General features: G+C 34.8%; 14 protein-coding genes and 1 other annotated feature. All 14 genes read right to left on the bottom strand.

The window, feature by feature from the left end:
* Positions 1-150 precede the first annotated feature (150 nt).
* The 14 genes from rpmA to CWS01_RS21230 all read right to left on the bottom strand — a co-directional run bounded on the left by rpmA (position 151) and on the right by CWS01_RS21230 (position 12130).
* Positions 151-441: a 50S ribosomal protein L27 gene (gene rpmA / locus CWS01_RS21295; RefSeq protein ID WP_016201696.1), complete on the bottom strand. Its 291-nt coding sequence runs from the start codon at positions 439-441 to the stop codon at positions 151-153.
* A gap of 15 nt (positions 442-456) precedes the next feature.
* Positions 457-789, bottom strand: a complete 333-nt coding sequence (locus CWS01_RS21290) for a ribosomal-processing cysteine protease Prp (RefSeq protein ID WP_101179428.1) — start codon at positions 787-789, stop codon at positions 457-459.
* 12 nt (positions 790-801) lie between these two features.
* Positions 802-1110: a 50S ribosomal protein L21 gene (rplU, locus tag CWS01_RS21285; protein ID WP_101179424.1), complete on the bottom strand. Its 309-nt coding sequence runs from the start codon at positions 1108-1110 to the stop codon at positions 802-804.
* 13 nt (positions 1111-1123) lie between these two features.
* Positions 1124-1206 (bottom strand) — a sequence feature (ribosomal protein L21 leader region).
* 264 nt (positions 1207-1470) lie between these two features.
* On the bottom strand, positions 1471-2916 hold the full coding sequence (locus tag CWS01_RS21280; protein ID WP_101179419.1) for an Rne/Rng family ribonuclease: 1446 nt from the start codon (positions 2914-2916) through the stop codon (positions 1471-1473).
* Positions 2917-3103: 187 nt separating this feature from the next.
* The gene (locus CWS01_RS21275) at positions 3104-3970 is read right to left on the bottom strand and encodes a M50 family metallopeptidase (protein WP_235852141.1); all 867 of its coding nucleotides are present in this window, start codon (positions 3968-3970) and stop codon (positions 3104-3106) included.
* Positions 3963-4742, bottom strand: coding sequence for a M23 family metallopeptidase (locus tag CWS01_RS21270; RefSeq protein ID WP_101179415.1), 780 nt, complete (start codon positions 4740-4742; stop codon positions 3963-3965). The genes CWS01_RS21275 and CWS01_RS21270 overlap by 8 nt, the downstream gene beginning before the upstream one ends.
* A 162-nt stretch (positions 4743-4904) precedes the next feature.
* The gene (minD, locus tag CWS01_RS21265; RefSeq protein WP_101179411.1) at positions 4905-5708 is read right to left on the bottom strand and encodes a septum site-determining protein MinD; all 804 of its coding nucleotides are present in this window, start codon (positions 5706-5708) and stop codon (positions 4905-4907) included.
* A gap of 1 nt (position 5709) precedes the next feature.
* Entirely contained in the window at positions 5710-6387 is a 678-nt protein-coding gene (minC, locus tag CWS01_RS21260) for a septum site-determining protein MinC (protein ID WP_101179406.1), read from the bottom strand.
* Between the two features lie 446 nt (positions 6388-6833).
* Positions 6834-7355, bottom strand: coding sequence for a rod shape-determining protein MreD (gene mreD, locus CWS01_RS21255; protein ID WP_101179401.1), 522 nt, complete (start codon positions 7353-7355; stop codon positions 6834-6836).
* A complete protein-coding gene (gene mreC / locus CWS01_RS21250; RefSeq protein WP_101179397.1) occupies positions 7352-8242 on the bottom strand; it encodes a rod shape-determining protein MreC in 891 nt (296 codons plus the stop codon). The genes mreD and mreC overlap by 4 nt, the downstream gene beginning before the upstream one ends.
* Before the next feature lie 25 nt (positions 8243-8267).
* The gene (locus tag CWS01_RS21245; protein ID WP_101179395.1) at positions 8268-9290 is read right to left on the bottom strand and encodes a rod shape-determining protein; all 1023 of its coding nucleotides are present in this window, start codon (positions 9288-9290) and stop codon (positions 8268-8270) included.
* 162 nt (positions 9291-9452) lie between these two features.
* Positions 9453-10136, bottom strand: a complete 684-nt coding sequence (gene radC, locus CWS01_RS21240; protein WP_101179393.1) for a RadC family protein — start codon at positions 10134-10136, stop codon at positions 9453-9455.
* 63 nt (positions 10137-10199) lie between these two features.
* The gene (locus tag CWS01_RS21235; RefSeq protein WP_101179391.1) at positions 10200-10781 is read right to left on the bottom strand and encodes a Maf family protein; all 582 of its coding nucleotides are present in this window, start codon (positions 10779-10781) and stop codon (positions 10200-10202) included.
* 236 nt (positions 10782-11017) lie between these two features.
* Positions 11018-12130, bottom strand: a complete 1113-nt coding sequence (locus CWS01_RS21230; RefSeq protein ID WP_101179389.1) for an SPOR domain-containing protein — start codon at positions 12128-12130, stop codon at positions 11018-11020.
* Positions 12131-12138: the final 8 nt, after the last annotated feature.

The following is a 12138-nucleotide window of genomic DNA, read 5'->3' as shown; positions in this document are numbered from 1 at the left end:
TTCTGTCTAAGAGTTGAAGAGCATTTATTTATCACGCATTAACGGGCTTTTGATCCTACTGATTAAAGTTTCACGTTATCGTTTTATTTCTTGCATAATGAAAATAAAAGGCTGACTCATATTATTGAGTCAGCCAATCATTCAAAAAGCTTAAGCTTCTTGTGCTACTGGGTATACGCTAACTTGCTTGCGATCACGACCAAGACGCTCAAATTTAACAATCCCGTCAACTTTTGCGAATAGTGTATCATCACCGCCACGACCAACGTTTACTCCTGGATAGATTTTTGTACCGCGTTGACGGTAAAGAATGCTTCCACCAGTTACTAATTGACCGTCTGCACGTTTAGCACCTAAACGTTTTGAAATAGAGTCGCGTCCGTTCTTTGTAGAACCAACCCCTTTTTTCGATGCGAAAAACTGAAGATCTAATCTTAACATTCGTTCCACCTCCTATTAAATTATAGTGATAGCCACATATTTTCCATAGTCTCTTTCAATCGTTTCTAATGACACAACCATGCCTTCCAAAAGCAGCTGTATTTTCTGTTTGTTTTCTTCCGAAATAGTATCCGGAATTCGACATTCTAAAAAACCACCGTCTTTTCCTTGCTTAATAATAGGTGTAATGCCTGTGAGAGAAATAACAGCATTGATCGCTCCAATGGAGACAGCCGATACTCCTGCACACACAATATCATTCCCACTATTTGCAAATAAAGCATGACCGCTAATTATAAACGACTCAATAAGACCTGAATTTGCTTTGTTAATCGTAATATCGATCATACAAACGCAACCTTACGCGTTGATTTTTTCAATAACAACTTTTGTATACGGTTGACGATGACCTTGTTTTTTACGGTAATTTTTCTTCGCTTTATATTTAAAAACGATGATTTTCTTTTGACGTCCTTGTTTTTCAACTTTAGCTGTAACAGTAGCTCCTTCAACAACTGGGCTTCCTACTTTTACACTTTCTCCACCAACGAATAAAACTTTGTCAAAAGTTACTGTCTCACCAGCTTCAACATTTAATTTTTCAATGTAGATAGCTTGACCCTCTTCAACTTTAATTTGCTTTCCGCCTGTTTCAATAATTGCGTACATAACTGCACCTCCTTGTTAGACTAAGACTCGCCAATCACAGGCGCCTTGCTAAAAGAGCAAAAACTTAAAACCTGTTCCGAGCGGTTGTAGAGCACGGGTGCTACAAACAACATTAAAATATTATCATGTTTATTAATGCCTGTCAATATGAAGAGTTAGTATGCAGAACAATTTCTCCCTTTTTATTTTGCTATGTTAATTTAAGACTGTATGAAAGTTTATTGCTGATTTTGACACTTTATTGATTGGAGCAAGCGCTTAAGACTCCTGCTTTGAAAAGAGAGTCAAAGGGAGACCCCACTTTCCAAATGGGGAAAACGAACGCCTGAAGTAAAAATCAACAGACAAGTTTAACAGGGCCTAATTTAAAGAACCCACATAAGAAATCCTGTAGTAAGGTTTGGGAAGTTCACTTGCAGTAAACCTTATTTTACATGATAATAGTTCTTCAAATCGTTTCTTATGCTCCTCATTTGCACCTGAAAATATATGAGTAACATCTAGCGTTGCTTCAATCAAAACAAGCTCACAGTCAGTCGTTTTATATTCCCATAATTCCCTTTCTAGTTGAAATGCGACACTTTCTGCACTAAGAACATAACCTGTCCCATTACAAACCATACATTTAGATTGACGCACTTCTTTAAGCGTGTTTACCGTCTTTTTTCTTGTTATTTGCAAAATTCCGAGCGAAGTAAAGCCTACCACTTTTGTTTGTCTGCTGTCTTTTTGTAGTTCCGTTATCATCTGTGATTGAATCTTTTGTTGATTCTTTACAGGCATATCAATAAAATCCACAAGAACAATCCCTGATATATCACGGATTTTCAGCTGTCTTGCTACTTCTTCGCATGCAAGCTTATTGGTTTGAAAAACAGTATCTTCTCTCTCTTGTTTTCCTTCAAACTTCCCTGTATTCACATCAACCATCGTAAAGGCTTCTGCTTCATCAATAATTATGTATGCCCCATTTTTCAGCCAGACAATTCGGTTTAATGCTTTTTCTATATCATTTTCCACTTCATAATAAGTAAATAGACCTTTTGTTTGCTGATAAAACTTTACATCAAAAGCGGGAAACCGCTTTGCCCATTTTTTGCTCTCTAGCAAATCATCGATAATGACTTCCCCTGTTTCCAACTTCTCTAGTACACTTATTAACTCTTTATCAAAATCATCTTCTTCTTTTAAAAGAGCAACTTTTTTAAATTGTCCTGCATTTATTTTTAATTCCTGATAGTTTTTTCTTAACATCTCTAGCTCTTCCGTTAGCTGCTGCTCTGTACAGTTTGCTGCAGATGTACGAAAAATAAGCCCTTCTGTCTCAGTTGTTGCCGCACTTCCAAATGCTCGCAAAAAATCACTTTGTTCTTTTGCCGCAATTTTTTTTGATACCGCAATATATCGGCCTGTTGGAATATAAATAATATTTTCCCCTGCCAATTCAATCAGACCAGTCAGTTTAGGACCTTTTGTTCCAGCAGTATCTTTAACAACTTGTACAAGTATTCTTTCTCCCTGTTTAACAAAGGAAGTTATATTCACCTTTTTTTTCTGTTCCAACGGCCGCGCATCCTTGATAAATGATGCCAGCTGTTCTTTCGGCAAATATCCAGCCTTTCCTTCCCCAATTTCAATAAAAACAGCATTCATTCCAGGAACAACCTTCGTTGCTTGCCCTAAATATATATTGCCAACCGATGAATTTTGCGCTGGCTGCTGTATGTATAAACGCTCTAATTTATTTTCTTTTATAAAAGCAAAACGTTTTTCTCTTGTTTTTCTATTCACTAATACTCTATTCATTTTTTCCACCCTTTATAATCGTTCAACTAATGCTATAGCATGTTTTTTAGTTATTCCATTAAAATTTTGCCTTATGTTATTTTAAAACATACACCCAGCAAAAGCATTTTCTAAATATGCTGGTTACTTTCATACAGCTAAAATATAAAAGAAGCCATATCAAATGATATCACTTCTTTTATATGTATTATACAGGATAAACTAGATCTCCTATTTTTACGGAAACTAATTTATCCGTAAAATAGGCATGCAGCACTTCATTCTCATCCAACACTTGTTTTTCTTTTCCTTGTGTTGTAATAACAATCGGATGTTTACAGCCCCGATGGAAATGTTCTAATACACGAAAAATCATTTCTCCTTCATCTACTTCAATTGGCTTTAGTTGCCTCAGTTCTTTTGATTTTCCATAATATCTTTCTAACAAAAAACGCATAAATATATACCTGCTTTGCTTCCATTCATAATAAATGGAGAACAATAAAAAGCAAATAATAATCCAAGCATTAAGATTTATTGGCATAAACAATATGACGAATATAGTAAATAATATGACACCCGCAATAGACGTTAACAGCATCATTTTGTGGGCTATTGGAAAGGAATTTTTCATCGATATATAAAGGAATAATAACTTTCCTCCATCAAGTGGCCAAATTGGCAACAGATTAAATAAAAAAATGACTATATTATAAGATATAAACACATCATATGTGGAGGCAGACAAATATCCATTTTCATAAAGAGCATATACAAGTATCACCATCCAAATATGTTGTGCTGGTCCTGAAAGAAGCACAATGACTTCTTCTTTTAACGGCCGGTTTCCATGTTCATCCATCTCCGCTACTCCTCCAAAGGGCAACAACGAAATGCGCTTAATGCGCCAGGAAAAAAAGGAAGCTGCCACAGCATGCCCAAGTTCATGTACGGTAATAATAAACAATAATAAGCATAAATCATAAAAATGGGCAGTCATTACACCTATTGCCATGACAACCCATAATAATGGATGAATATGAAAATATTTAAAAACACGGAAAAATTTATTCAAAATCAATCACCTGAATAGGATCAATAAAATCATTATCCTTTTTAATAGCAAAATAGAACAGACCTAGCGACTCATCATTTTCATAACTTGAGGCAAGCCCAACCTTATCTCCCTTTTTTAAGTTTTCATATATTTTCACATCAATCTCTTTTAAATTTCCATACCATGATTCACTTTTATCACTATGTTGAATAATGACTGTATTGCCAAAACCTTCTTTTTCCCCTGCAAATTTAACAAACCCTTCATTCATTGCTTGTACAGTCGTATCGTTGTCTGTTTCAATCGCGACTCTTTGCCCATTATCATTAAAATCTTCTAAAATTTTTCCTGATGCAGAAAGAGCATATTGCTGTAAATTCTTTTCTTCTTTCTTTTCTTCTTTCTTTTCTAATGGCAAAAAGGCAAGCGGTTTGCCAAATTGCTTTTCATACCAGTTAGAAACACCAGCAAAATTAAACTCCTGATTCATAGATTGCCTAATGATTTTTTCTGCTGAGGCAAATGTTGCGGTTTGCTGTTTAACAATAATGGCAACAGCTAAAAAAAGAACAGCAGCGCCTAATATCTTTAATAAAAATAATTCTTTGCGGAATAGTGGATGAAATTGATTTCCATCCTCTTCATAATAAATCTCCCTTTTTTCTCGAGCGTTGAAATCATCATCCTCATCTGTCCATAAAATTCTATTATCAATATTTTTTTTCAGTTTGGATTGTTCTTTTTTTCTTTTTTCAATGCGCCTTCTTATCTCCTCTTTTCTCGAGCTCACAAACACCCCTCCCTTTTGTTTATTTGTACAAGTTTATGAACAAAAAGGAAGGAGTATGACAAGATTGTCCTCGGAAGAAAAAAATAAAAAGCAGCTCCTTTGTAAGGAACTGCTCTAGAATAATATATTCCGTGAATATCAAAAGGAACTATGTATAGATAATTACTTTGCTCCAAAAAACATTTTAATTTTTGCAAATACACCTTTTGATTCTTCCTCTAAATGTTGAAGAGGAACTGATTCTCCAAGTATTCTTCGGGCAATGTTGCGATATGCCAAAGAAGACTTGCTATTTGGATTCAATGCAATGGGCTCTCCATTATTAGATGCTTTAATTACTTCATCATCATCTGCAACAATGCCTAATAGATCGATGGAAAGATGCGTAGTTACTTCATCTATATCCAACATATCTCCATTTTTCACCATATGATTGCGTATACGGTTAATTACAAGCATAGGAGATGCCACATTTTCTTCTTTTTCTAACAATCCAATCACTCGATCCGCATCTCTTACTGACGACACTTCTGGTGTTGTGACAACCACTGCTTTATCAGCACCAGCCACCGCGTTTTGATAGCCTTGTTCAATACCTGCAGGACAATCAATCAATACGTAATCATAATCCTGCTTTAATCGAAGTACTAGTTCTCTCATTTGACTTGGATGTACAGCTGTTTTATCGCTAGTTTGTGCAGCTGGCAATAAATATAATAAATCATCAAATCGCTTATCTTTAACAAGCGCTTGATGTACTTTGCATCTTCCCTCTACAACGTCAACTAAATCATAAATAATTCTATTTTCTAGTCCCATCACGACATCGAGATTTCGAAGGCCAATATCTGTATCAATTAGGCACACTTTTTTCCCTTGCAAAGCAAGAGCAGTACCAATATTTGCAGTAGTGGTCGTTTTACCAACACCACCTTTACCTGACGTTACAACAATCGCTTCTCCCATCTTAATGTCCTCCTTCCAAATTTGTTAAATTAGGCCTTACTTGTGCCAAAACTTGTAATCTATCAATCATAATAACACTATTATCGACATAAGCACATTCCATTTCACGCTTTTCTGCATCTGGATATTGGTCTGGAGCTCTATTAATCAAGCTGCTGATGCGAAGCTGAGTTGGTCTCATAACAGATGCGGCTACAATCGCCCTATCATTTCCATTAAAGCCCGCATGAGCAATTCCTTTTAGTTTGCCCATAATAAAGATATTCCCCCCTGCAATGACTTTCCCGCCTGGATTAACATCTCCAATCAATAATAGATCTCCCGGCACCTCTAGTATTTGCCCCGAACGGATAATGCTTGTAACAGAAACAATTTCTTTTTCCTTAACCCATTCTTCTGCTTCTTTTCTTGTTATTATGTTGCTTTTTATAGCATGTACAGAAAGATTTCTTTTGGTCTGTATCAGTTCAATAAGCTCCTGCTTTTGATCATCCGTTACATATCTATTGCCAAGCTCTACATTCACATGAATATCTTGCTTTTCTTCATGCATATTTGAACTTTCATTTAGCTTAGATTGCAGTTCCTTTTTTAATTCATCATAGGAACAATTATCATTTAAATGAAGGCTTAGGCCGCTTTTTGTTCCTTTAATTGTTACTAATTGCTTTTTCTTCATTTCAAGATGTTCACCTCTGCTAGGAAAAAGGAATACATTCCTCTGTCTGTTGATACCGTTCTCTTTTTAAACAGCTAATCTATTATCGTTTTAAAAGACAATCGTTTTCATACAGCATAAAAAGTTTGGAAACATATCTTTTTCTACATACTTAAGGACTAATCTCCTTTTATTATATTGTACATATTTTTTTAAACTAGGTCTTTATTTTATTCGACATTACAAAAGAAAAATCCTTTCTAGTTAGACACTAGATTTAAATATTGATATTTCCCATTTCCTATAATGGCAATCCGCCAACAAAATCAGAAGTAAAGTTTTATCACTAGAAAATCCCTTTCCAAAAAGCAACAACTTTTTTAGAAAGGGCTATTCTCCCTGCTATTTCAGCAAGTATATCATATTAAGCTGTCAGCAAAGTTTTTAATCTGCCATCATGATTGCTATTATGGCTGTTCTCGCCTTTCAGCAGCATATTTTTCAAAAAAGCGTTTGAAAGGATAAGCAACAATAACAAGAAAAGCCGCATTTAATATAAGGGTAGGAAAAAGTCGCAGATTAAGAAAACTTGAAAAATCCATACTTGTTAAATGAATAATTAAAATCATTTCATATACAATAATTTCAAGCATACTAATGCCGATTAAAGAAACAATCGAAACAACAACAATATTATTATGAAAAACTTTCATAATTTTGCTGCAAATATACACAACAAAAGGGAACATAAAAAAATAAATTCCTAATATTTCTGTATAAATTATATCAAATAATATCCCAAAAACAAATCCATAGAGAATGCCTATATTCCGGTTGCCAAAAACCGCGAGAAAAATAATCCCAATTAGGAGAAAGTGGGGAATTAAGATGCGATTACTATTAAAAATCTCCGCTGGAAGCAGTTCGACAAATATGCTTTCCAAAACAAAAATGCCAACAAGTAAAGCAACTACTAAATACTTTCTCATAACCCTTTCTCTTCCTCAATATCGTCTGGTTGTGTTGCCGTTCTTTTAATAATAATAACATGTTCTATATCATAAAAATCTGCAGCTGGCTGAATAAAGATATTATTGGTTAATCCATCTTTATCCGGTTCTACCTTTACTACTTTTCCTACAGGCAATCCTTCCGGAAACACACCGCCAAGACCAGATGTTGTAATAAGCTGTCCTTTTTTAATTTTTGCCTTTTTCGAATCTTCCGTCGACTCCATAATAAGGTATTTAGACTCTTTATCATAGTCTACAATTAAACCAAAGACTTTATCCCCTTTTTTCTTTGAATCTGCCTGAATCACCGCAGATATCCGATTGGTTGGATCTTCTGAACTTAAAAGTTGGACAGTGGCTGTACCAGTACTCACTGATTTTACTTTTCCAATCAATCCTGATGCCGTCATAACTGCCATATTTTTTTCGACTCCATTGCTTGAACCTTTATTAATCGTTAAAAGCTCTCTCCATCGATCAGGATTTCTTCTAATAACTGTAGCATTCATTGGGTTATAGCTGCTTAAACTTTCTTTTTCTTTTAATGTTTCATGCAAAGTTGTATTTTCTTTTTGAAGTCCTTGCACTTGATACTCCAATTTGCCTAATTCTTCTAATTTTGATTTTAATTTTTTATTTTCCTCGTATGTACTTTGTAAATCTCGCACATTATCAATAAAGCCTGCTACATAGTGAGCAGGTCTTGAAACAAGGGTTTGAACCCAGCCGGATGTATCTTTAATAAATTGTTCCGGCCAAGTTAACTTATCACGACTTCTAATCGAAAACCCTATTAATGCCACGAGAATAATAATGCTTACAAGCAAAATAATCAGTCGTTTATTCATAAAAAACTGTGGCATGCTTTTTTACACCTCGGAGTAGATATTATCGTGAATCTTTTGCTTTGTTTTTAAATAAGTGGATGTGATCAAGTGCTTTTCCTGTTCCAGTTGCTACACAATCTAGAGGATCTTCTGCAATCACAACAGGCATTTTTGTTTCATCGCTAATAACTTTATCAAGATTACGAAGCAACGCACCACCACCAGTTAAAACAATTCCTCTATCCATAATATCTGCTGCAAGCTCTGGAGGAGTTTTTTCAAGGGTTACTTTAACTGCATCAACAATAGCAGAAACTGTATCTTTTAATGCTTTTGCTATTTCATCTGCGCTAATTTTAATGGTTTTTGGAAGACCTGTTAATAAATCTCTACCACGAATATCCAAATTTTCGATGCCTTCTGGATTTCCTGCGGAACCAATTTCCACTTTAATCATTTCAGAAGTTCGTTCCCCAATCATTAGATTATATGTTTTGCGAATATAATTCACAATTGCATCGTCCATTTCATCACCTGCAATACGAATAGACTGACTTGTCACAATACCGCCTAATGAGATGATTGCTACTTCTGTCGTACCGCCGCCGATATCCACTACCATGCTTCCAGTCGGTTCCCAAACAGGCAGATTTGCACCAATTGCAGCTGCAAAAGGTTCTTCAATTGTATAAGCATCACGAGCACCCGCTTGACGTGTTGCATCAATAACGGCTCTTTCTTCAACTGCCGTTATACCAGATGGCACACATACCATCACATATGGTTTTCCAGAAAAATAATTTTTATTTTTCATCGCTTGTTTAATGTAGTATTTCATCATAATAGCGGTTGTTTCATAATCTGCAATAACGCCATCTTTCATTGGTCTGAGTGCAACTACATTACCAGGAGTTCTACCAATCATATTTTTTGCATCATTTCCAACAGCAACAATATTTTTTGTATCTGTCTGCAAGGCTACAACGGAAGGTTCTCTAACAACAATCCCCTTTCCTTTTACATAAACGAGTGTATTTGCTGTACCTAAATCAATTCCTAAGTCTCTTGTTCCAATTCCAAACATAAGTTGTATCTCCCTTTCCGAAACTAAGTGCTTTTATTTTTTTCTTCTTGATAGATTCTTCCTCATATATAATTAGTGTGTTTAATTTGTGTCATAATAAGACATATTTAGGTAAAAAATCATACGCACTATTATATCCTATTTACTAAAAAATGAACAGTATCATACATATCCTTTTTCCTTTAAACTGACAAATTTATTTTCCCCAATTATTATATGATCTAGCAAATCAATGCCAATTATTTTTCCACATTCCACTAATCTTTTGGTTACCTCAATATCCTCCCTACTTGGCGACGGATCGCCTGAAGGGTGGTTATGAAGGCAGATAATAGAGGCTGCAGATCGCCTAAATGCTTCTTTGTATACCTCTCTTGGATGTACTATTGATGCATTTAAACTTCCAATAAATATGGTTTGTTTGTGCATTACTTGATTTTTTGTATTTAAATACAAACAAACAAAATGTTCTTGTGTTAAAAAACGCATATCATTCATCATGTATTTCGCTGCATCTTCAGGTGAGCGAATACAATAACGATCACTATAGACTAAATTAGATACTCTTCTACCTAGTTCTATGCTTGCTAGAAGCTGTATCGCTTTAACAGTTCCGATTCCCTTTATTGTCTTTAATTCATCGAGGCTAGCATCTTTTAAGAGCCGCAATCCATCAAAATGAGCCAATAGTTTATTGGCTAGCGATAATACCGATTCATTTTTAGAACCTGTCTGAATAATAATTGCAATAAGCTCATGATTAGATAAACTTTCAGGTCCATACTTAATAAACCGTTCTCTCGGACGCTCGTCATTAGGAAAATCACGAATTAATATGGAGTCCATATTTTTCCCCTCTCTTATAACAAATAATATTTTCAGAAAAAAGAGGGGGAACGTCATATGATTTTAAAAGGGAATGGTAAAGCCTACTGCCTTCAATTCTCGAATTAACCGGGAGACAGGAAGGCCTACTACAGTATAATAGTCTCCTGCAATCCTTTTTACAAGAGTTCTACCAACTCCTTGAATCCCATAAGCTCCCGCTTTATCAAATGGTTCCCCCGTATCTACATAATTATTTATTTCTTCATCTGTTAAATCCCAAAATAATACATCTGTTTTTTCAAAAAATATAGAACAATGTCCATTAAAAACAATGGCTACCCCTGTATAAACAGAATGTGTCGATCCTGACAATTGTTTCAGCATGGAATATGCCTGTTCTTTTGATTGAGGTTTTCCTAATACATTCCCTTTATAGTAGACAATAGTATCTGCTCCTAAAATATAAGAATTTTCTTTATCGGAGACAATAGATTCTGCCTTTCTTTTCGCCAAATCCATTACTATTTCTTCTGGAAAAAGGGATGCATCAAAACTTTCATCCACGTTACTACTGGAAACTTCAAAAGATATACGAAGATCTTCAAGGAGTTCTTTTCGTCGAGGAGAAGATGAGGCTAATATGAGGGTTTGTGTGTGATTCATTGCTTTTCCACCTGCCTAGTTTCATTAATTGGGAGATACAATCTAATGTTAACAAAGAATGCCTAGATAAACAATTTGGAATATAATTTTTTTATTAAATAGTAATTAAAATGTAATATCCCCTCTCCTAATGAAATCTAACAGAATTTTCCCACATAAAAATAGGAGAGGCTATTATACTAATAGCACTCCCAAAATCGACATTATTTCCTAGGTAATTTTTCCGACAATTTTTTTTAGTTTAATTCAATATATTTTGTTAAAAATGATAATAAATTCTTTTGAATAGCTTGTGTATCCTCTCTATCATTATTGTCTAGAGCAATACTTTTGGTGATGCCTTCATTTAATTGCAGGGCCATATTTTTCACTTCTTTATTTTTAAAAGTGCTTATTTTCATTTCATCTAAAACGGCTTGTTGTTTTTTTAGTTCTTTTTTCACCTCTGCTGAAGGAGAATCTCCAAATTGAGCGGAAGATACAAAAACAGTAATCGCATCATATATTGCCGGAGAATTTTCAATAAAACTTTTTTCTGCTTTTGTTACATTTTTGATTTCCCCGCCGCCGTTAAAAGTAATCGGCTTAGCAAAAGCTTCTACTTTATCTTTTTTTATTGCTTTAGCCCAAGTTTTTGCCTCCTCTAAATCACCTGCCACACCTAAATATACAGCCATCTTTCCATTTACAGAAATCTCCTGACTAATATATCCATCATTTTTTAATTGTGACTGCACTTGCTTTACTGCATTTTCATTAGATAAAATAATATGTTGAATGACAAATGTCGAAATATCTTTTTTAGTGGCAGTTATAGCACTAGTTTCCGTACTACTACCTGTTCCTTTTGCTTCCTCATTTGTTTTTCCCGCTGATTTTGCTTCGCTCTCTCCTTGTGATACAGCAACATTTTGTTTAGACGTAACTTGTTGATCAGAACTCACCATTTTTAATAAGATAAAACCAAATCCCGTCCCCAAAACAACAGCAAAAAACACCGTAAAAAATATGGAAGGAACCACTCCTTTCTTCACTGATTTTTTATTTCCGTTATCCTTTTTTATTTTTTTTTCCAAGAACGTCTTTTTTTCTCCAGTGGAAGAATCATTTGCTAGAATTATCGGTTCTTCTTCCATTTCTTCTTCATTAGGTAGAATCCAATCAAAACTCTCATCATCTATTGTCTCACTTCCTGCCGCCACTTCTTCCCCAAATTTTTTAGCATTTTTTTCTTCTATTAAAGTGGAAGAATCCAGCTCCACGCTTCCCTTTTTCTTGTCATGGAATGGACGCTCTTTACCATTGATTTTAATTGTAATCGTTTTACGATTTCCTGGGTTTTCATTCACTCGTCCTC

The organism is Niallia nealsonii (assembly GCF_002835805.1).
GTDB lineage: Bacteria > Bacillota > Bacilli > Bacillales > Cytobacillaceae > Niallia > Niallia nealsonii.
Note: the sequence above shows the minus strand (reverse complement) of the source record. Positions and strands in the feature narration are given on the sequence as shown.

Bases quoted from the DNA above. Each gene is read 5' to 3' on its own strand.
- rpmA (WP_016201696.1), bottom strand. From the start codon at position 441: ATGTTAAGATTAGATCTTCAGTTTTTCGCATCGAAAAAAGGGGTTGGT.
- CWS01_RS21290 (WP_101179428.1), bottom strand. From the start codon at position 789: ATGATCGATATTACGATTAACAAAGCAAATTCAGGTCTTATTGAGTCG.
- rplU (WP_101179424.1), bottom strand. From the start codon at position 1,110: ATGTACGCAATTATTGAAACAGGCGGAAAGCAAATTAAAGTTGAAGAG.
- CWS01_RS21280 (WP_101179419.1), bottom strand. From the start codon at position 2,916: ATGAATAGAGTATTAGTGAATAGAAAAACAAGAGAAAAACGTTTTGCT.
- minD (WP_101179411.1), bottom strand. From the start codon at position 5,708: ATGGGAGAAGCGATTGTTGTAACGTCAGGTAAAGGTGGTGTTGGTAAA.
- minC (WP_101179406.1), bottom strand. From the start codon at position 6,387: ATGAAGAAAAAGCAATTAGTAACAATTAAAGGAACAAAAAGCGGCCTA.
- mreD (WP_101179401.1), bottom strand. From the start codon at position 7,355: ATGAGAAAGTATTTAGTAGTTGCTTTACTTGTTGGCATTTTTGTTTTG.
- mreC (WP_101179397.1), bottom strand. From the start codon at position 8,242: ATGCCACAGTTTTTTATGAATAAACGACTGATTATTTTGCTTGTAAGC.
- CWS01_RS21245 (WP_101179395.1), bottom strand. From the start codon at position 9,290: ATGTTTGGAATTGGAACAAGAGACTTAGGAATTGATTTAGGTACAGCA.
- radC (WP_101179393.1), bottom strand. From the start codon at position 10,136: ATGGACTCCATATTAATTCGTGATTTTCCTAATGACGAGCGTCCGAGA.
- CWS01_RS21235 (WP_101179391.1), bottom strand. From the start codon at position 10,781: ATGAATCACACACAAACCCTCATATTAGCCTCATCTTCTCCTCGACGA.